This window comes from Saccharopolyspora sp. MMCC62, assembly GCF_057736575.1.
In genome coordinates, this window is the sequence record NZ_JBYKCM010000005.1 from 191,941 (window position 1) to 210,864 (window position 18,924).

Here is an 18,924-nt window from a genome sequence, read left to right on the forward strand (position 1 = left end):
CTCCGGTCAGTACTCGTAGGGGTCGTCGGGAGCCGGGGTGCCGTGCACCTCGGTGATGTCGAACGTCGGTACCTGGCCGTTGGCCTCGGTCGCGCTGCCCGCCCGCAGCGTGCCGGTCACCTCGATCCAGGTGTCCTGCGGCGTGGTCGCGAGCGCGTCCGCGGCGGGACCGGCCAGGTCGATCAGCACCGGGGACGCGTCGGCCGCGCAGCAGCTGATCCGCATCCGCGCGAGCTGGGTCCGCGCCGGCCCGTCCTCCGGGTGCACCACGAAACCGCGCAGCCGCACGGCCCGCTGCTCCAGCGCGCCGCTGCCGTCCCACACCACCCGGGTGATGAACTCCGAGACGGTCAGCTGCGGTGCCGGCCCCGGTGGCAGCTCCTCGAACAGGGCGCTCGCGCCGGTGGGCCGTTCCGGGGCCGCGGTCTGCTGGCCGCGGCCGATGGAGTCGGCGCCCAGCGCCGGCGGGGCCACCAGGAAGATCGCGAACACCGGGAGCAGCAGCATCCACGGGCTCCGGCCGCGGTGCTCGTGTCCGGCGTGCTCGTGTCCGGCGTGCTCGTGTCCGGCGTGCTCGTGCGGTTCGGGCGGGACGGCGAACGGGTCGTCCGCCCGTGCTCTGGCCCGCGCCGCCCGGATGTCGCCCACGATGGCGACCGCGGCCAGCACGACCATCACCACCCCGGTGCCGAGCAGCCACGGGAACAGCGCCGGTTTGACGTAGCGCAGGTAGGTCCCGGTCAGGGCGATCTTGAGCAGGGCGCCGCCGAGCAGCACCAGCAGCAGGTTCTGCGTTTCGCGCCGCATCACGCGCCTCCCAGGAGCAGCAGGCCGACCAGCACCGCGGCGGCGATGGCGACCACGAACGTCAGCGGTGCGAACCGGAGGGCGAAGGACCGCCCGAAGGTGCCCGCTTGCAGGGCGATGAGCTTGATGTCCACCGCGGGACCGACGACCAGGAACACCAGCTTCGGGATCAGCGGCATCCCGGCCATCGCGGCGGCCACGAACGCGTCGGCCTCGCTGCACAGCGCCAGCACCACCGCGAGCACCGCCATGACCAGCACGCCGAGCACCAGCTGCCCGCCCAGCGAACTCGTCCACTCCGCGGGGACCAGCACGTTGAACACCGCGGAGGTGAGCCCGCCGAGCACCAGGAACCCGCCCGCTTCGACCAGGTCGTGCCGGGCCGTCTCGGCGAACAGCGCCCACCGGCCCGCGCCACCCGGTGCGCGCTGCTCGGCCCGCCGCAGCGCGCGGTCGGCGATCCACTCGGCCTTGCCGACGCGCAGCCACAGCCAGCCCATCGCGCAGGCGGTCAGCAGCGAACCGAGGAACCGGGCGAGCACCATCATCGGTTCGCCGGGGAACGCGACCGCGGTCGAGACCAGCACGATCGGGTTCACCGCCGGTGCGGCGAGCAGGAACGCCAGCGCCGCGGCGGGGGCGATGCCCTGCTGCATCAACCGGCGGGCCACCGGCACCGAGGCGCACTCGCACCCGGGCAGCGCGACCCCGGCCAGCCCGGCGACCGGCACGGCGGCGCCGGGGTGCCTGGGCAGCATCCGGCGCAGCGCGCTCGGTGGCACGAACGCGGCGATCGCCCCGCTGATCAGCACGCCGAGCACCAGGAACGGCAGCGCCTGCACGCACACCGCGACGAAGACGGTCGATCCGGTCCGCAGTCCCGGCGCGTCCAGCAGCGCGCTGAGCTGCGACTGGAACAGCAGCGCGAGCAGCAGCAGCGCGCACAGCACTTCCATCGAGGTGACCCGGCGGCGCCGCACCGGATCACCGCTCGAACGACCGGGATCGCTGCCCGGGCGGAGGGTCGTGGTCACCGGCTCATCGTGCCAGCCGCGCCGGGCGATCGATCGCACCTGGCCTGGTCCCGGGACCATCGCGTCCCACTCGAGCGGGTTCCGGATCACCCGGTCCGGTCGGTGGATCGGCGACGCCGCGTGATCTCGGCGGCCCGGTTTCACCCCCGGGAACCCGACCTCGGCCGTATCCGGCGGCGGCCGGCCCGCGCGAGGCCGACTCGCCGCCCGCGTGTCGGACACACCCTCCCCGCGCAGCACGAAGCCCCACCCGGAACCGGCGAAGTTCCAGGTGGGGCGTTCGCGACGAGCCGCAGAGCCCCCTCGGACCGGGCTCGGCGGCGGAAGATCAGTCGGCGGCCGGGGTGTCCTCTTCGACCTCGGTGAGCAGCTCACCGCGCAGCTGCGACGCGGTGGACACGACCAGCATCAGCAGCGTGCCCAGCGGCTGCTGCTCCATGCCCTCGGCGGGGAACGCGTACCGCAGCGTCACGTCCATGCCGCGCTCGGTGCGGACCACGCCGAGCGTGCCGAACAGGCCCTGCCCCGCGCGTTCCGCGGCCGACTGCGCCAGCTTCTCGTCCAGCGGCAGGTCCCACGCCACGACGCAGGTCAGGCTCAGCACGGTCAGGCCCTCGGCGAGCTGCATCGCCTGCACCGCGCACGGCACGTCGCCGTGCCGCAGGGTCAACGCGCCGTCGTCGTCGACGTTCACCTCGTGGTAGGTCTCCAGCGCCTCTTTCGCCGCGGTCAACAATTCCGCGGTAGTGGCGGCCTCCTGGGTCATGAGATGCCCTCCTGGGCGGTTTCAGTGGTGCTCTCGTCCTGCGCGGCACGATCGACGGCGCCGCCGAAGCGCCGGTCGCGGCGTGCGTACTGCTCGCACGCGCGCCACAGGTGACGACGATCCACGTCGGGGAACAGGGTGTCTTGGAACACCAATTCGGCGTATGCGGACTGCCAGAGCAGGAAGTTGGAAGTGCGTTGCTCCCCGGACGGCCGGATGAACAGGTCGACGTCGGGCATCTCCGATTGGTAGAGGTGCCGGGACACGGTCCGCTCGTCCACCTTCTCTGGATTGATCTTGCCTGCGGCGGCCAGCCGGGCGATCTCGCGAGCCGCGTCGCCCACCTCGGCCCGGCCACCATAGTTCACGCACATGGTCAAGTTCATGACTTCGTTGCCACGAGTGCGCTCTTCCGCGGCCTGGAGCGTGTTCACGACGCTGCGCCACAGCCGGGGCTTGCGGCCGGCCCAGCGCACCCGCACGCCGAGCTCGTCCAGCTCGTCGACGCGGCGGGCGATGACGTCGCGGTTGAAGCCCATGAGGAACTTGACCTCCTCCGGGCTGCGCTTCCAGTTCTCGGTGGAGAAGGCGTACAGCGACAGCCACTTCACGCCGATCTCGATCGCGCCCCTGGCCAGCTCCAGCACGACCTGCTCGCCCCGCTTGTGCCCTTCGACGCGGGGCAGCCCGCGTTCGTTGGCCCAGCGGCCGTTGCCGTCCATCACGATGGCCACGTGCCGCGGGACCAGTTCCGGCGGCAGGGCGGGCGGGGTCGCTCCGGAAGCGTGCGGCGCGGGCGCCTGCACGCTCGGGTCGTCGCTACCGCGTCCACGGCGTCGCAGCATGTGTGCCTTCTCCTTTGCTCTGCGGCCGGTCGTCCATTCTCCCGGACCCGCATGTCACCCGTTCAGTGGTGTCCCGTAGCGGACTTCGAGCCGGGCGTCCGACGGCAGCCGGACCATCCCGGTTCGCTGGTAGAACGCTTGCGCCCGGGTGTTGCCCGGGTTCACCCCGAGCTGCACGCCCGGCGATCCGGCGCGCGCCAGCTGCTGGAACACCGCGTGCATCAGCCGCTTGCCCATGCCCTGCCCGCGGGCCCCCGCGACCAGGTTGATGTGCAGGTGCGAGGGGAAGCGGTCCAGCTGCTCGGGCAGCATCAGCCGCGGCCGGTGCAGGAACGCGCGCAGCTGGCTGTCCGCGTTGCGGGCGTCCACCACCCGCGAGGACGGGTGGCTGGCCGCGAACCGCGGTCCCCACTCCAGCTGCCAGCGCGCGTAGAACTCCTCGGTGTGCAGCGCGGCGACGACGTAGCCGAGCACGGCGCCGCGGCCTTCCACCACGAAGGCCAGCTCGGGGTGCAGCAGCAGGTACGGATCGGCGAAGACGTAGGCGACCAGGTCCGGGTCCTGCAGGATCTGGTGCACGGGTTCGCCGCCGTCGCCGGTGGCCACGCAGATCCGGTGCACCGCTTCGGCGTCCCGGGGGCGCCAGCTGCGCACGATCAACCGGTGGCCCCGTCCGCCGTTCCCGGTGTCGCGGTCGCCCGGTCGACGGGTTCCGCCGCGGCCGAGTCGGCAGCGGGCGATTGCGCTGCGGCCGAGTGCGCTGCGGCCCGTTCGGCGGCGGCCGACTCCGCAGCGGCGGCGTGCGCTGCGGCCGGTCGCGCCGCGCCCGGTTCCGCCGGAGCCGACCCCTCAGCGGCGGATCCCTCTGCGGCGGGCTCCCCGGCAGCCGGTCCCTCCTCCACCACCGCCGCGCGCTCGCGGATGAGCTCCGGCACCGCCGGGCGGTGCTCCTGGCGCTCCACCAGCGGCAACGAGCGCAACTGCCGCTCCAGGTGCCACTGCAGGTGCGCGGCGACGAGCCCGCTGCCCTCCCGGCGCACCGGCTCGACGGTCCGCTCCGCGGCCGGCCAGTCGCCGTGCATCAGCGCTTCGAGCAGCGGCAGCGTCTGCTGCGCGGGACGCGCCGAGCCGGTGGGACGGCAGTGCACGCACATCGCGCCGCCGCCCTGCACGTTGAACGCGGCGTGCGGGCCAGACTCGCCGCAGCGCGCGCACTCGCTGAGCGCGGGGGCCCAGCCCGCGTAGGACATGGCGCGCAGCAGGAACGCGTCGAGCACCAGCGACGGGTCCCGCTCCCGCCCGGACAGAGCCCGCAGCGCGCCGGTGACCAGCAGGTACAGCCGCAGCACCGGTTCGCCTTCCTCCGCGGCGAGCCGGTCCACGGTCTCCAGCACGGCGCAGCCCGCGGTGTAGCGCTGGTAGTCGTCCACGATGTGCACGCCGAACGCGTCCAGCGTCTGCACCTGGGTGATCACGTCGAGGGTGCGCCCGGTGTGCAGCTGCACGTCCACGTGGCAGAACGGCTCGACGCGGGCCCCGAAGCGCGAGGTGGTGCGGCGCACGCCCTTGGCGACGGCGCGCACCTTGCCGAAGCGGCGGGTGAGCAGGGTGATGATCCGGTCGGCCTCACCCAGCTTGTGGACCCGCAGCACGACGCCGGTATCCCGGTAGAGGCTCACCCCGCCATCGTCCCACTACCGGGCGACCCGGCTGCTCCGGGTGAGCGTCCGGCCGGAACGCCGGGTGTTCGCGGGATCAGGCCCGCAGCGCCTCGAAACCGGGGAGGTTGCGCAGCACGCCCCACACCACGGCGACGCCCAGCACCGCGTTGGCCGCCCACCGGCCGGGACGGCCGACCAGCCAGGGCGACGGGGTGCCGCGGACCTCCTGGCGCGCCGAGGCGATCAGGAACAGCACCGCCACCGGCAGCACGACCACGAGGGCGAAGAGGTTGAGGTCGGCGGCGCGCGCGAGATCACCGTGCAGCAGCGCGCCGAGCATCCGGCTGCCGCCGCAGAACGGGCAGTCGAAGCCGGTGAGGAACAGCAGGGGGCAGGGCAGCGGGACGAGACCGGTGCTCAGCACCAAGCCGAGCGCCCCGGCGCCCGCGGCGAGGCGGGTCGTCCGGGGCGCACGACGAAGCGGGGAGGTGGCCGCTCGGAGCAGCCCGCTCACTCGATCATCACCACTGCTGCGGGGGCTGCTGCTGCGGGTAACCGGGCTGCTGCTGCCCCGGGTAACCGCCCTGCTGGGGGTAGCCGCCCTGCTGCGGGTAGCCGGGCTGCGGCTGAGCCGGGTAGCCGGGCTGCTGCGGGTAGCCACCGGGTTGCGCGGGCTCGGCCGGAACCACGACCGACTTGATGATCTTGTCGGCCCAGGTCTGCTTCTTCTGCTCCCACAGCGGGGCGAGGAAGCCGATCGAGCAGGGCAGCCCGTCCAGGATGTGGCAGAGCTGGCGCAGGAACGCGCCGCCGAAACCGAGGGGCTGACCAGTCTCCTCGCTGACGGTCTTGATCTTGACGACCTTCTGCCCGATGGTCTGCCCGGTGGTCCCGCGCTTGTAGCAGAGGTTCCAGATGTTGAACGCCATCGCGATCAACCCGAAGATCCCGAGAACCGTGTAAACGGTGCTGATCATGGAGATCGCTTCGGCTTCGGTGGTGATCGACGAGGCGGAACCCATGATGCTCGCGAAGGTGATCCCGTAGACGATCAGGTAGGGCACGCCGACGAGCGCCCCGTCGATCAGGTACCCCAGCACCCGGGTCCCCCACTCCGCGAACGGACCGGGGTGCCCGTAGCCGTAGCCCGGCTGCCCGTACGGCTGCTGGGGCTGCTGCCCGTAGCCCGGCTGGCCGTACGGCTGCTGGCCGTAGGGCGCGGGCTGCTGCGGCATCGGGCCGGACTGCGGATAGGGCTGCTGGGGCTGGCCACCCGACTGCGGGTACGGCTGTTGCCCGTAGGGCTGCTGCGGCTGCGGGCCGGACGGGGGCCCGCCATACGGGTTGGTCACGGAGAGATTCCTTCGATCGGGTGGCACTGACAGCGCTCTGAGGAGGCCGGACTGGAAATTACCCGAGCGCAACTCGCCGTCGTGGCCGATCCGGGAAATCTTGCGCAGTCCGTTGCGAAGTCAAGCGCCGCGCGCGGTGGCGGGATCAGAACCCCAGCCTGCGCAGCTGCTTCGGGTCGCGCTGCCAGTCCTTGGCGACCTTGACGTGCAGGTCCAGGTAGATCTTGCTGCCCAGCAACTTCTGGATGTGCTGGCGCGCCTGCGAACCGACCTCGCGCAACCGCTCGCCCTTGCGGCCGATCACGATCGACTTCTGGCTCTGCCGCTCCACGTAGACGATCGCGTGCACGTCGACCAGGTCGTCGCGGTCCTCGCGCTGGTTCATCTCCTCGATGCGGACGGCCAGCGAGTGCGGGAGCTCGTCGCGCACGCCCTCCAGCGCGGCTTCGCGGATCATCTCCGCGATCAGCGTCTCCTCCGGCTCGTCGGTGAGCTCGCCGTCGGGGTACAGCTGCGGCCCCTCCGGCAGGTGGCTCACCAGCAGGTCGCCGAGGGTGTCCATCTGGTAGGAATCCACCGCGGACACCGGCACCAGGTCGGCGAAGTCCATCACCTGCTGCAGGGCGAGCAGCTGCTCGGCGACCTGCTGCTTGGTGGCCAGGTCGGTCTTGGTGATGATGCCGAGCACGGGTGTGCGGCGGGCGACCTTCTTGAGCTGCTCGGCGATGAACTTGTCGCCGGGCCCGACCTTCTGGTCGGCGGGCACGCAGAACCCGACGACGTCCACTTCGGACCAGGTCTCGTAGACGAGGTCGTTGAGCCGCTGGCCGAGCAGGGTGCGCGGCCGGTGCAGGCCGGGCGTGTCCACGATGATCAGCTGGGCATCGGGCCGGTGCACGATGCCGCGGATCGCGTGCCGGGTGGTCTGGGGCTTGCTGGAGGTGATCGCCACCTTCGAACCGACCAGCGCGTTGGTCAGCGTGGACTTGCCGGCGTTGGGGCGGCCGACGAAGCACGCGAACCCGGAGCGGTGTTCGGCGGGGGCATCTGGAGTGCTGCTCACCCGCCCATTGTCGCCGAACGCCGAGGTGAGCGGCCCACCCGCCCCGGCGGAGCGCGCAGGTGGGCCGTTCACCAGGTGCGGGCCGGGTTCAGCGCAGCACGCCCCGCACCTCGCCCGCGGCGTCGGCGCGCAGCACCGGGGCACCGGCGGTGAGGTCGTGGACGGCGGCGGCGGACTCGGCGGAGACCTCGGCGGCGTCGGTGACGACCGCGGCCGCCTCCAGGCCCTCGGCGCCGCTGGCGGCCGCGGTGGCCACCGCCACCTGCAGCGCGGTCAGCCGCAGCGAGGGCAGCTCGACGGTGCAGGCGGCGTAGGTGCGGCCGTCGGTGTCGCGGACCGCGGCGCCTTCGGCGGCGCCGGTGCGCGCGCGGGCCGACCGGGCCAGCGTCACGATCTTGGCGTCTTCGGCGTCCAGTTCCTGCGGGGGCGCTTGCTCAGCCACGGGTGCTGCTTCCTTCCTGGTCGGCACCGCGGTGCGATGCGGGCTCGCCGTTCGCGCGGCGCACGAGCAGCGCGTTGATGCGGATGCGGCCGCGGTGGTCCTTGCCGCCTTCGGCGCGCAGCCGGAGCCCTTCGATCTCGGCTTCGGCACCGGGCAGCGGGACCCGGCCGAGGCGTTGCGCGAGCAGGCCGCCGACGGTCTCCACCTCGGATCCGTCCAGTTCCACGCCGCACAGCGCGCCCAGGTCCTCCACCGGCAGCCGGGAGGAGACCCGGATGGTGCCGTCCTCCAGGTGCTCGATCGGGCGGTGCTCCTCGAGGTCGGACTCGTCGGTGATCTCGCCGACGATCTCCTCGATGACGTCCTCGATGGTGAGCAGGCCCGCGGTGCCGCCGTACTCGTCGACGGCGATGGCCAGGTGGCTGCGGGACAGCTGCATCTCCTTGAGCAGCTCGTCGAGCCGCTTGGTGTCCGGCACGAAGCTCGCCGGGCGCATCAGCTCGCCCAGCTCCGGCCCCGGCTGGTTCAGGTCGCCGCCGTCGGCGAGGGCCTGGGTGAGATCGCGCAACGTCACCACGCCCACCACGTCGTCGACGCTGTCGCCGATCACCGGCACCCGGGAGAACCCGGAGCGCAGGCACAGCGCGAGGGCCTGCCGGGCGGACTTGGCGCGCTCGATCCACACGATCTCGGTGCGCGGCACCATCACCTCGCGGGCGATGGTGTCGCCGAACTCGAACACCGAGTGGATCATCTCGCGCTCGCCGGCCGCGACCACGCCGCGCTCCCCGGCCAGGTCGACCAGTTCGCGCAGCTCCACCTCCGAGGAGAACGGGCCCTCGCGGAACCCGCGCCCCGGGGTGAGGCCGTTGCCGATCAGGATCAGCAGCCGGGTCAGCGGGTTCAGCACCCGCACCAGCACCCGCACCGGCGCCGCGACCAGCAGGCCCACCCCGTACGGGTGCTGCCTGCCGATGGTGCGCGGGCCGACGCCGACCAGCACGTACGACACGACCAGCATGATCAGGATGGCGAGCAGCGCCGCCAACCCGTCCGACTCCACCACGCGCAGCACCACGACCGCCACCAGCACGGTCGCGCCCAGCTCGCAGGCCAGCCGCAGCAGGATCAGCAGGTTCACGTGCCGCGGGCGGTCCTCCAGCACCAGCGCCAGCTGCCGGGCCCCGCTGCGGTTCTCCCGCAGCAGCTCCTCGACCCTGGCGCGGGACGCGGTGCCGACCGCCGCGTCGGCGGCGGCGAACACCCCGGCCCCCAGGACGAGCAGCACAGCCCACACCAGCAGTGCGGCCGAACTCATCTGCGCGTTCCCCCTCAGTCGCGGGGGACCTCGGGCGCGGTGCCCGGGTCCAGTCCCACGGTCCCCAGCACGCGGGAGTCCGCGTCGTGCTGCGCGGCGGCCCGCTCGGCCTCGTCCCGAGCGGTCCGGTAGTCGGCGAGGATCCGGTTCTGCAGCCCGAACATCTCGCGCTCCTCCTCCGGCTCCGCGTGGTCGTAGCCGAGCAGGTGCAGCACACCGTGCACCGTGAGCAGGTGCAGCTCGTCGATCAGGGCGTGCCCGGCCTTGCGGGCCTGGTCCTTCGCGAACGCGGGGCACAGCACGATGTCGCCGAGCAGCGCGGGCCCGGAACCGGCCGCGTCCGGGCGGCGGGACGAGTCGTACTCGTCCATCGGGAAGGCCATCACGTCGGTGGGGCCGGGCAGGTCCATCCAACGCTCGTGCAGGTCGGACATGACGTTCAGCTCGACCAGCACGATGGACAGCTCGGCGAGCTGGCTGACGCTCATCCGGTCCAGCGCGTAGCGGGCGACGGACACGATGGTGCCCTCGTCGACCTCGGCCCCGGATTCGTTGGCGATTTCGATGCTCATGCGTGTTCCCGGAACTGACCGCCGCGGCCGGAACGGCGCGGGAACTGCTCGGAGTCCGCGTCCTGCTCGGCCTGCCAGCGGTCGTAGGCGTTGACAATGTCGGTGACCAAGCGGTGACGGACCACGTCCCCGCTGTCGAGCACGGCGAAGTGCACGTCGTCGACCCCGTCGAGGATCTCCCGGACGACCTTCAGGCCGCTGCGCTGCCCACCGGGCAGGTCGACCTGGGTGACGTCGCCGGTGACCACGACGCGGGAGCCGAAACCGAGCCGGGTCAGGAACATCTTCATCTGCTCCGGCGTGGTGTTCTGCGCTTCGTCGAGGATGATGAAGGCGTCGTTGAGGGTGCGCCCGCGCATGTACGCCAGCGGCGCGACCTCGATGGTGCCCGCCTGGGTGAGCCGCGGCACCGACTCGGGGTCGATCATGTCGTGCAGCGCGTCGTACAGCGGCCGCAGGTACGGGTCGATCTTCTCGTAGAGCGTGCCCGGCAGGTAGCCGAGCCGCTCGCCCGCTTCGACCGCGGGCCTGGTCAGGATGATCCGGTTGACCTGCTTGGCCTGCAGCGCCTGCACGGCCTTGGCCATGGCCAGGTAAGTCTTGCCGGTGCCCGCGGGACCGATGCCGAACACCACGGTGTTCTGGTCGATCGCGTCCACGTAGTGCTTCTGGTTCAGCGTCTTCGGGCGGATGGTGCGACCCCGCCGGGACAGGATGTCCAGGCTGAGCACCGCGGCGGGCGATTCACCGCTGTCGGCCGAGAGCATGCCCACTACCCGGCGCACGGCGTCCGGCCCGAGCTGGCCGCCCTTGTCGACGACGGTGATGAGCTCGGAGAACACCCGCTCGCCGAAGGCCACGTCCGCCGGGTCGCCGGTGAGGGTGATCTCGTTGCCGCGCACGTGCACGTCGGCGGTGAGCAGTTCCTCGACGACCCGCAGGTTCGCGTCGCGGGTGCCGACCAGCGCGAGCACCGCGCTGTCCGGGACGGTCACCTTCGATTGCGCCGACCGGTCGCGCGCGTGCTGCGCGGACAGGTGCTGGGCGGAGAGGTTCGGCTGCTCGGGTTCCGCGCCGTCCGGCCCGGTGCCGTTCGGCGACCTACCGTTCCGGCCGGTCGTGTCCTGCTCGGTCCCGTCCTGCGGTTCGCGGGCCTGCCGGTCGTCCGTGGACTGCTGCCGTCCGGACTGGGCGGATCCACCCGCTGCGATTCCGGCCACGTGTGTTCGGGCCTGCTTTCTGCGCTCGGCGCGCGAAGTCGGTCTTCTTTCCCACCATCGATGGTAGAGCAATCGGCGACGCGGTCGCGCCGCTGATCCGGCTGCCGCCCGGCGGTGTCTCAGCCCTTGAGCGGTCCACCGGTGAGGCCGCCGAGGGGTTCGCCGCCCAGCAGGTGCAGGTGCACGTGGAAGATGGTCTGCCCCGCGTCCTCGTTGGTGTTGAACAGCAGCCGGTACCCGGATTCGGCGATGCCCTCGCGCTCCGCGATCTCGCCCGCGACCCGCACCAGCTCGGCCAGCAGGTCCGGCTCGGCGGTGGCCAGCTCGGCGGCGTTGCGGTAGCGGGTCTTCGGCACCACGAGCACGTGCGTGGGGGCCTGCGGGTTGATGTCGCGGATCGCGATGACCCGCTCGGAGTCGTGCACGACGTCCGCGGGGATCTCACCGGCGATGATGCGCAGGAACAGGGAATCCAGGTCGCTGTCGGTCATGCCGGGAAGGTTATCCGCCGCGCGCGGCGGCCCGGGCGAACGCCCCTGCCCCGGTGCCGCACGCGGGGAGTCCCCCGACCGGATGCCGCGCCGTAGTGGGGCTGGGGGTAGCCCGGCTACGGCGCGGCCTCGCCGGACCGAGGGGGGGTTGTCCGGCGAGCGCCCGGTTGGGCTCGCTCCGCGAGCTACCTGAGGCGGTCGACCCGTGACCCTCAGGCGTGAACGTCACCGTAACCCCGCGTCATCCGCCCGCGCTAGAAAACGCGCGAACATGTGGCTCCTACTCCGATCCGGTGACACATTTCGTCGGGGAGGTGCAGTCGGTGAATGCCCCACGAACCGCCGTGACCAGCACCGATGTTCCGCGGGCGGCGGACCGCCCGCGGGACATCACGATCCGGACTCGGCGGCCCGCGGCGGCGTCACTTGTGGCCGAAGGACTTGAAGCGGGAGAACAGGCCCTGGCGCTGCCCGTTCCCGTTCGCGGTCACCGTCGGCTCCGGCTGCTCCTCGCCGCGCAGCGTCGCGAGCTGGCGGAGCAGCTCGACCTGCTCCTCGTCGAGCCGCGTCGGTACCTGGACGTCGAGGTGCACGTGCAGGTCGCCGTGCCCGCTGACCCGCCCGTTGGAGCGCAGCTTCGGCAGCCCGCGGCCGGTGAGCACGTGCTCGGTGCCGGGCTGGGTGCCGGGTTCGACGGTGAGCTCCTCGGTGCCGTCGAGGGTCTCGAGGGTGAGCACGGTGCCCAGCGCGGCCGCGGTCATCGGCACTTCGACGTTGCAGTGCAGGTCGGCGCCGTCGCGGATGAACCGCTCGTGCGGCAGCTCTTCGACTTCGACGAACAGGTCGCCCGCCGGGCCGCCGCCGGGTCCGACCTCGCCTTCACCGGCGAGCCGCACCCGCATCCCGTCGCCGACGCCGGCGGGGATCTTGACGGTGATGGTGCGGCGTTCCCGCACCCGGCCGTCGCCGCCGCACTGCTGGCACGGGTCGGTGATGACCTCGCCGAAGCCGCGGCACACCGGGCAGGGGCGGGAGGTCATGACCTGGCCGAGGAACGACCGCTGCACGGACTGCACCTCGCCGCGGCCACCACAGGTGTCGCAGGTCGAGGGGGCGCTGCCCGCGCGGGAGCCGCCACCGTCGCAGGAGTCGCACAGCACCGCGGTGTCCACGGTGATGTCCCGGTTCACGCCGCTGGCGCACTCCTCGAGGGTCAGCTCGAGCCGCAGCAGCGCGTCGGAGCCGGGCTGGACCCGGCTGCGCGGGCCGCGCCCGCCGCCACCACCGCCACCGGAGCCGCCGAAGAAGGCGTCCATGATGTCGCCGAGACCGCCGAAGCCGGCGAACGGGTCGCCGCCCATGCCGCCGTCGCCGCCGCCCTGCGAGAGCGGGTCGCCGCCGAGGTCCACGACCTGGCGCTTCTTCGGGTCGGACAGCACCTCGTAGGCGGTCGTCACCTCGCGGAACCGCTCCTGGGCACCGGCTTCCTGGTTCACGTCGGGGTGCAATTCCCTGGCGAGCTTGCGGTACGCGCGCTTGATCTGCTCCGGCGTAGCGTCCTTGGCCACCCCGAGGGTCCCGTAATAGTCCCTGGCCACCTTGTGCGATCTTCCTCTGCTCGGTCTGCGAGTTCGACGGGTGATCCATCACCCGGTCAGGCGTCAACGGCCTGCCAGGATCTCACCCACGTAAGCGGCAACGGCACGCACCGCCGCCATGGTTCCCGGATAGTCCATCCGGGTGGGGCCGACGACACCCATGCCACCCAGCACCATCCCATGCGTCCCGTAGCCGGTGGACACCACCGAGGTGGTCTGCATTTCGGCGGCTTCGTTCTCCATCCCGATGCGCACCGTGACGGTCCGCGAGTCGCGGGCCGCCGCGAGCAGCTTCAGCACCACGACCTGCTCCTCGAGCGCTTCGAGCACTTGGCGCAGCGAGTTGGGGAAGTCGGTGACGTTGCGGGTCAGGTTGGGGGTGCCGCCGAGCACCATGCGTTCCTCGGGGTGCTCCACGAGCGATTCGATGAGCACGCTGGCGACGCGGGTCATGGCGTCGCGCAGTTCGGGCGGTGACTGGTCCGGCAGTTCGGCCACGGCCGCCGAGGCGTCCGCGAGCCGCTTCTCGGTCATCGCCGAGTTCAGCACGTTGCGCATCCGCGCCACGTCGTCGTCGCTGATCACGTCGCCGAGGTCGACCATCCGCTGGTCCACCCGGCCGGTGTCGGTGATGAGCACCAGCATCAGCCGGGCGGGGGTGATGGTGACGACCTCGACGTGGCGCACCGTGGAGCGGGTCAGCGTCGGGTACTGCACGACGGCGACCTGCTGGGTGAGCTGCGCGAGCAGCCGCACGCTGCGGCGCATCACGTCGTCGAGGTCGAGGGCGCCTTCGAGGAAGCCCCCGATGGCCCGCCGCTCGGCCGCGGTGAGCGGTTTGATCTCGTGCAGCCGGTCCACGAACAGCCGGTACCCGGCGTCGGTGGGCACCCGTCCGGCGCTGGTGTGCGGCTGGACGATGAGGCCCTCCTCCTCGAGGGCGGCCATGTCGTTGCGCACGGTGGCGCTGGAAACGCCCAGGTTGTGCCGGTCGACCAGCGCCTTGGACCCGACCGGTTCGTTGGTCGACACGTAGTCGGCCACGATCGCCCGCAGGACCTCGAACCGCCGTTGATCGGCGTTCACCTCGTCACCTCCGCATCGGGCCTTGCCGCGCACCGCTCGCGGTGCTCGTCACCGTCGAGTTTACGGTCCTCGAACCGGTGTTCCGACGCCGCGAGCCGGGTGCGGCCGCATCCGCCGGGCAGCGGGGGTGGGAGAACGGTCACAGCAGGCGCTGGACGACGGCGTCGGCGAGCAGCCTGCCGCGGTCGGTGAGCGCGCAGCGCCCGGCGTCGAGCGCGTCGGCCCGCAGCAGCCCGTCGGCGACGGCCTCCTTCGCGGCGAGCACGCCGTCGGAGGTGAGCGCGGCGGTGGGGACGCCTTCGGCGACGCGCAGTTCCAGCATGATCCGTTCGATGCGCCGGTCCTCGTCGTCGAGCAGCTCGCGGGCGTGCGCGGGCGAGCGGCCGTCGGCGAGCAGCGCCGAGTAGCGGCCGGGGTGCTTGACGTTCCACCAGCGCACGCCGCCGACGTGGCTGTGCGCGCCGGGCCCGGCGCCCCACCAGTCGCCGCCCCGCCAGTAGCCGAGGTTGTGCGCGCAGCGCGCGGACTCGCCGGTGGCCCAGTTGGACACCTCGTACCAGCCGAGCCCGGCGCCGGACAGGGTGGAGTCGATGATCTCGTAGCGGTCCGCGAGCACGTCCTCGTCGGGCATCGGCAGTTCGCCGCGGCGGACCTTGCGGGCCATCGCGGTGCCGTCCTCGACGATGAGCGAGTAGGCGGAGACGTGGTCGACCCCGGCGTCGAGGACGGCGGCCAGCGAGGCGCGCAGGTCGTCGTCGCTCTCGCCGGGCGTGCCGTAGATGAGGTCGAGGTTGACGTGCTCGAACCCGGCGGCCCGCGCCTCCTGCGCGGCGGCGGCCGCGCGGCCGGGCGTGTGGTTGCGCTCCAGGACGCGCAGCACGTGCGCGGCGGCGGACTGCATGCCCAGCGACACCCGGTCGTAGCCGCCGGCGCGGAGGTCGGCGAAGAACTCGGGCGAGGTCGACTCGGGGTTGGACTCGGTGGTGACCTCCGCGTCGGCGGTGAGGCCGAAGGAGTTCCGGATGGCGGTCAGCACGGCCGCGAGCCGTTCGGCGCCGAGCAGCGAGGGGGTGCCGCCACCGACGAACACGGTCTGCGCGGCGGGCACCGTCCCGCCGCCCGCGGCGAGCGCCCGGGCGCCGAGGTCGAGTTCGGCGCGCAGCGCGTCCAGCCAGTCCCCGAAGCCACCGGCGGGCCCGAGCTCGTCGGCGGTGTAGGTGTTGAAGTCGCAGTAGCCGCAGCGGGTGGCGCAGAACGGAACGTGCACGTACACGCCGAACGGCCGCTCACCGAGCCCGCTCAGGGCGCTGGCGGGCAGTGACCCGTCCGACGGAGCCGGCTCACCCGGCGGAAGCTGCGAAGGCACTCCCCCAGTCTCCCAAACAGCGCAGTCTCCCGAACCGCGCCCGCACCCCACCCCGACCCCAGCCGAGCCCCGACCGCCTTTTCTTCTCGTCAGCGGCGAAGCCGCTGAGCAACCGGCCACCCACGCAGCGCGACCACCTGCGGGTCCTCAGCTGTGGTCGTATCCGTTTCTCGTCAGCGGCGAAGCCGATGAGCCGCCGACCACCCGAGCAACAGGACCACCCGCGGGTCCTCAGCGGCCTCCTCGCGAGGACAGCGATTTCTCCTGTGGCGGAGCCACCGGTGAAATCGATCCCGCAGCGAGGACGCCGCTGAGGTTCCGCCACCCGACCCGCTCAGCAAGGCTCCCCGGACAACCCTTTTTGACCCACGTCTCAGTATTCGGTTGATGTTGGACCACAGGGTGGACGCGTGGCACGCTGGCCGTCATGGGTGCGCCTGCGAAGCTGCTGCTGGTCGCCCGTCGCTACGTGGATCTGCGACGGGTCTCCAGCGCGCTGTGCCGTTCCACCGGCTGATCCCGCCGCTGCGTTCCGAACTGTCCAGTCGGCGCCGGGAGCACGCCGACTGCGAGCGCCCCTGTTCCCGTGGGCTCCGCGCGGTGTGGTCCTGAGCGCCACCAGCCACCACCACGGAGGTCGGGCCATGGTCCCCCCGACGGAAGCTCAGAGCCGCACCGAGCGCCGCACCCCCGCCCGCAAGGGCAAGACGCGTGGTGAGGGGCAGTGGGCGCTCGGCTACCGGGAGCCGTTGAACGCCAACGAGCGCTCGAAGAAGGACGACAACCCGCTCAACGTCCGCCACCGCATCGAGACGATCTACCAGCACGGCGGTTTCGCGTCGATCGATCCGGCCGACCTGCGCGGCCGGTTCCGCTGGTGGGGCCTGTACACGCAGCGCGCCGAGGGGATTCCGGGCGCGCGCACGGGCACCATCGAGCCGGAGGAGCTCGACGCCTCCTACTTCATGATGCGGGTGCGGGTGGACGGCGGGGCGCTGACCACGGAGCAGCTGCGGGTGATCGGCGAGATCTCGCAGACCTACGCCCGCGACACCGCCGACATCACCGACCGGCAGAACATCCAGCTGCACTGGATCCGGGTCGAGGACGTGCCCACGATCTGGGAGAAGCTGGAGGCGGTGGGCCTCTACACGACGGAGGCGTGCGGGGACTGCCCGCGCGTGCTGCTGGGTTCGCCGGTGGCGGGGGTGGCCGCGGACGAGATCATCGACGCGACCCCGGCGATCAAGGAGATCACCGAGCGCTACATCGGCGACAAGTCGCTGTCGAACCTCCCGCGGAAGTTCAAGACGGCGATCAGCGGTTCGCCGCGCTGGGACACGGTCCCGGAGATCAACGACATCTCGCTGGTCGGCGTGGTGCACCCGGAGCACGGTCCCGGTTTCGACCTGTGGGTCGGCGGTGGGCTGTCGACGAACCCGAAGCTGGCGGTGCGGCTCGGCGCCTGGGTGCCGATCGAGGAGGCCGCCGAGGTCTGGCACGCGGTGACCTCCTTGTTCCGCGACTACGGGTACCGCAGGCTGCGGCACCGGGCCCGGTTGAAGTTCCTGGTGGACGACTGGGGCGCGGAGAAGACGCGGCAGGTCATCGAGGACGAGTACCTGGGCCGGAAGCTGATCGACGGCCCGAAGCCGGAGACGCCGAGCGGGCACCGCGATCACCTCGGGGTGAACCCGCAGGTCGACGGCAACTTCTACGTGGGCGTGAAGTCGCAGGCCGGCCGGGTCAGCGGTTCGACCCTGGTGGAGATCGCGAAGGCGGCGGAGCGGGTCGGTTCGTCCCGGGTGCGCACCACGGTGGAGCAGAACCTGCTGGTGCTGGACGTGCCGCAGCAGCAGGTCGAAGGCCTGGTGTCGGATCTGGCCGGGCTGGGGTTGCACAGCTCGCCGACGCCGTGGCGGCGGAACGTGATGGCCTGCACCGGCATCGAGTTCTGCAAGCTCGCGATCGTGGAGACTAAGCAGCGCGCCATCGACCTGATCGGTGATCTGGAGCAGCGGCTGGCGGACGTGCAGGGCGACGTCCGGGACCCGGTGACGATCAACCTGAACGGCTGCCCGAACGCGTGCGCCCGCACCCAGACCGCGGACATCGGCCTCAAGGGGCAGATGGTGCGCGATGACGACGGCAACCAGGTGGAGGGCTTCCAGGTGCACCTGGGCGGCGGGCTCGGCCTGGACGCCGGGTTCGGCCGCAAGATCCGCGGGCACAAGGTGACGTCGGCGGACCTCGGGGACTACGTGGAGCGCCTGGTGCGGCACTACCTGGGCGAGCGCTCGGACGGCGAGCGCTTCGCCCAGTGGGTGGCGCGGGCCGAGGAGGACGCGCTCAAGTGACGTCCGGACCGGAAGGCGGGGCCGCCCCGGAGGGCCGGGCGGTCCCGTTCTACTGCCCGTATTGCGGGGACGAGGAACTGGTTCCGCAGGCCGAACCCGCGGGCGCCTGGAAATGCGAGGCGTGCCTGCGGGTGTTCACCGTTCGGCTCGTCGGACTGGCGAGCGGCTGAGGAGACGGAGATCCCATGACTGCCGAGACCACCACCACCGACCTCCCCGCCGGCTTGGGCGTGCGCCGCAGCGACGAGGAGCTGCGGGCGATCGTCGAGGAGGCCGCCCCGCGACTGGCCGAGGCGAGCGCCGAAGAGGCGCTGCGCTGGGCCGCGGACACCTTCGGCGACGGGCTGATCGTCGCCTCGAACATGCAGGACGCGGTGCTGGTGGACCTGGCGGCGAAGGCGCGGCCGGGAGTGGACGTGCTGTTCCTGGAGACCGGCTACCACTTCGCCGAGACGATCGGCACCCGCGACGCGGTCGCCCAGGTCTACGACGTGAACATCGTGGAGGCGAAGGCGGAGCAGTCGGTCGCCGAGCAGGACGCCGCGGAGGGCCCGAAGCTGCACGACCGCGACCCGGGCCGCTGCTGCTTCCTGCGCAAGGTGGTTCCGCTGCAGAACACGCTGTCCCGCTACGAGGCGTGGGTGACCGGGGTGCGCCGGGTGGAGGCCCCGACGCGGGCGGGCACGCCGATCGTGACCTGGGACGACCGCAACGGCCTCGTCAAGATCAATCCGATCGCGCCGTGGAGCGACGAGGAGATGGATTCCTACATCGAGCGGCACGGGGTGCTGGTGAACCCGCTGGTGCCCGCCGGTTTCCCGTCGATCGGCTGCGCGCCGTGCACGGCGAAGCCCGCGCCGGGTGCCGATCCGCGCAGCGGCCGCTGGGCGGGCACGTCGAAGACCGAATGCGGCCTGCACGGCTGATCACCGCGCAAGGCCTACTG

20 protein-coding genes and 1 pseudogene are annotated in these 18,924 nt (G+C 72.1%); 4 read left to right on the forward strand and 17 right to left on the reverse strand.

Going from position 1 to position 18,924, the window contains the following annotated elements:
* Positions 1-6: 6 nt before the first annotated feature.
* From AC29IT_RS14260 to hemW, 17 genes and pseudogenes are all read right to left on the reverse strand, one after another.
* Positions 7-807 (reverse strand): TIGR03943 family putative permease subunit, encoded by an 801-nt coding sequence (locus AC29IT_RS14260; RefSeq protein ID WP_488218985.1) that lies wholly within the window; start codon positions 805-807, stop codon positions 7-9.
* Positions 807-1,763, reverse strand: coding sequence for a permease (locus tag AC29IT_RS14265; RefSeq protein ID WP_488219136.1), 957 nt, complete (start codon positions 1,761-1,763; stop codon positions 807-809). Before AC29IT_RS14265 ends, AC29IT_RS14260 begins: the two co-directional genes overlap by 1 nt.
* 406 nt (positions 1,764-2,169) lie before the next feature.
* Entirely contained in the window at positions 2,170-2,607 is a 438-nt protein-coding gene (locus AC29IT_RS14270; RefSeq protein ID WP_224959436.1) for a hypothetical protein, read from the reverse strand.
* Complete coding sequence (locus AC29IT_RS14275; protein ID WP_358442081.1) at positions 2,604-3,452, reverse strand: isoprenyl transferase; 849 nt, start codon at positions 3,450-3,452, stop codon at positions 2,604-2,606. The genes AC29IT_RS14270 and AC29IT_RS14275 overlap by 4 nt, the downstream gene beginning before the upstream one ends.
* Before the next feature lie 54 nt (positions 3,453-3,506).
* Positions 3,507-4,106 (reverse strand): GNAT family N-acetyltransferase, encoded by a 600-nt coding sequence (locus AC29IT_RS14280; RefSeq protein ID WP_358442079.1) that lies wholly within the window; start codon positions 4,104-4,106, stop codon positions 3,507-3,509.
* A gap of 191 nt (positions 4,107-4,297) precedes the next feature.
* Positions 4,298-5,131 (reverse strand): annotated as a pseudogene (recO, locus tag AC29IT_RS14285) (DNA repair protein RecO); the annotation flags it as partial.
* Positions 5,132-5,207: 76 nt separating this feature from the next.
* Positions 5,208-5,627: a DUF2752 domain-containing protein gene (locus AC29IT_RS14290; RefSeq protein ID WP_488218986.1), complete on the reverse strand. Its 420-nt coding sequence runs from the start codon at positions 5,625-5,627 to the stop codon at positions 5,208-5,210.
* 7 nt (positions 5,628-5,634) lie between these two features.
* Positions 5,635-6,465: an RDD family protein gene (locus AC29IT_RS14295; RefSeq protein WP_488218987.1), complete on the reverse strand. Its 831-nt coding sequence runs from the start codon at positions 6,463-6,465 to the stop codon at positions 5,635-5,637.
* A 145-nt stretch (positions 6,466-6,610) separates the two neighbouring features.
* Positions 6,611-7,528, reverse strand: coding sequence for a GTPase Era (gene era / locus AC29IT_RS14300; RefSeq protein WP_358442070.1), 918 nt, complete (start codon positions 7,526-7,528; stop codon positions 6,611-6,613).
* 88 nt (positions 7,529-7,616) lie between these two features.
* Complete coding sequence (locus tag AC29IT_RS14305; protein ID WP_358442068.1) at positions 7,617-7,970, reverse strand: cytidine deaminase; 354 nt, start codon at positions 7,968-7,970, stop codon at positions 7,617-7,619.
* Positions 7,963-9,288 carry a hemolysin family protein gene (locus AC29IT_RS14310; RefSeq protein WP_488218988.1) on the reverse strand — a complete coding sequence of 442 codons (1,326 nt, stop codon included), beginning with the start codon at positions 9,286-9,288 and terminating at the stop codon, positions 7,963-7,965. Before AC29IT_RS14310 ends, AC29IT_RS14305 begins: the two co-directional genes overlap by 8 nt.
* A gap of 14 nt (positions 9,289-9,302) precedes the next feature.
* On the reverse strand, positions 9,303-9,860 hold the full coding sequence (gene ybeY / locus AC29IT_RS14315) for an rRNA maturation RNase YbeY (RefSeq protein WP_358442063.1): 558 nt from the start codon (positions 9,858-9,860) through the stop codon (positions 9,303-9,305).
* Positions 9,857-10,897: a PhoH family protein gene (locus AC29IT_RS14320; RefSeq protein WP_358442170.1), complete on the reverse strand. Its 1,041-nt coding sequence runs from the start codon at positions 10,895-10,897 to the stop codon at positions 9,857-9,859. Before AC29IT_RS14320 ends, ybeY begins: the two co-directional genes overlap by 4 nt.
* Positions 10,898-11,199: 302 nt before the next feature.
* Positions 11,200-11,571 carry a histidine triad nucleotide-binding protein gene (locus AC29IT_RS14325; protein WP_358442061.1) on the reverse strand — a complete coding sequence of 124 codons (372 nt, stop codon included), beginning with the start codon at positions 11,569-11,571 and terminating at the stop codon, positions 11,200-11,202.
* 422 nt (positions 11,572-11,993) lie between these two features.
* Positions 11,994-13,169 (reverse strand): molecular chaperone DnaJ, encoded by a 1,176-nt coding sequence (dnaJ, locus tag AC29IT_RS14330; protein ID WP_358442058.1) that lies wholly within the window; start codon positions 13,167-13,169, stop codon positions 11,994-11,996.
* A gap of 63 nt (positions 13,170-13,232) precedes the next feature.
* Positions 13,233-14,255 (reverse strand): heat-inducible transcriptional repressor HrcA, encoded by a 1,023-nt coding sequence (gene hrcA / locus AC29IT_RS14335; RefSeq protein WP_358442055.1) that lies wholly within the window; start codon positions 14,253-14,255, stop codon positions 13,233-13,235.
* A 139-nt stretch (positions 14,256-14,394) separates the two neighbouring features.
* Complete coding sequence (gene hemW, locus AC29IT_RS14340) at positions 14,395-15,621, reverse strand: radical SAM family heme chaperone HemW (RefSeq protein WP_358442053.1); 1,227 nt, start codon at positions 15,619-15,621, stop codon at positions 14,395-14,397.
* A gap of 427 nt (positions 15,622-16,048) precedes the next feature.
* Between hemW and AC29IT_RS14345 the strand changes: the two genes are divergently transcribed.
* From AC29IT_RS14345 to AC29IT_RS14360, 4 genes are all read left to right on the forward strand, one after another.
* The gene (locus AC29IT_RS14345) at positions 16,049-16,138 is read left to right on the forward strand and encodes a putative leader peptide (protein WP_358434363.1); all 90 of its coding nucleotides are present in this window, start codon (positions 16,049-16,051) and stop codon (positions 16,136-16,138) included.
* A gap of 127 nt (positions 16,139-16,265) precedes the next feature.
* Entirely contained in the window at positions 16,266-17,978 is a 1,713-nt protein-coding gene (locus AC29IT_RS14350; protein ID WP_488218989.1) for a nitrite/sulfite reductase, read from the forward strand.
* Positions 17,975-18,148, forward strand: a complete 174-nt coding sequence (locus AC29IT_RS14355) for a hypothetical protein (RefSeq protein ID WP_224962664.1) — start codon at positions 17,975-17,977, stop codon at positions 18,146-18,148. The genes AC29IT_RS14350 and AC29IT_RS14355 overlap by 4 nt, the downstream gene beginning before the upstream one ends.
* 15 nt (positions 18,149-18,163) lie before the next feature.
* Positions 18,164-18,904 (forward strand): phosphoadenylyl-sulfate reductase, encoded by a 741-nt coding sequence (locus AC29IT_RS14360; protein ID WP_488218990.1) that lies wholly within the window; start codon positions 18,164-18,166, stop codon positions 18,902-18,904.
* Positions 18,905-18,924: the final 20 nt, after the last annotated feature.

Coding starts and splice junctions, on each gene's coding strand:
- AC29IT_RS14360 (WP_488218990.1), top strand. CDS start 18,164: ATGACTGCCGAGACCACCACCACCGACCTCCCCGCCGGCTTGGGCGTG.
- AC29IT_RS14275 (WP_358442081.1), bottom strand. CDS start 3,452: ATGCTGCGACGCCGTGGACGCGGTAGCGACGACCCGAGCGTGCAGGCG.
- AC29IT_RS14265 (WP_488219136.1), bottom strand. CDS start 1,763: ATGGAAGTGCTGTGCGCGCTGCTGCTGCTCGCGCTGCTGTTCCAGTCG.
- AC29IT_RS14270 (WP_224959436.1), bottom strand. CDS start 2,607: ATGACCCAGGAGGCCGCCACTACCGCGGAATTGTTGACCGCGGCGAAA.
- AC29IT_RS14310 (WP_488218988.1), bottom strand. CDS start 9,288: ATGAGTTCGGCCGCACTGCTGGTGTGGGCTGTGCTGCTCGTCCTGGGG.
- AC29IT_RS14260 (WP_488218985.1), bottom strand. CDS start 807: ATGCGGCGCGAAACGCAGAACCTGCTGCTGGTGCTGCTCGGCGGCGCC.
- AC29IT_RS14325 (WP_358442061.1), bottom strand. CDS start 11,571: ATGACCGACAGCGACCTGGATTCCCTGTTCCTGCGCATCATCGCCGGT.
- AC29IT_RS14345 (WP_358434363.1), top strand. CDS start 16,049: ATGGGTGCGCCTGCGAAGCTGCTGCTGGTCGCCCGTCGCTACGTGGAT.
- ybeY (WP_358442063.1), bottom strand. CDS start 9,860: ATGAGCATCGAAATCGCCAACGAATCCGGGGCCGAGGTCGACGAGGGC.
- AC29IT_RS14350 (WP_488218989.1), top strand. CDS start 16,266: ATGGTCCCCCCGACGGAAGCTCAGAGCCGCACCGAGCGCCGCACCCCC.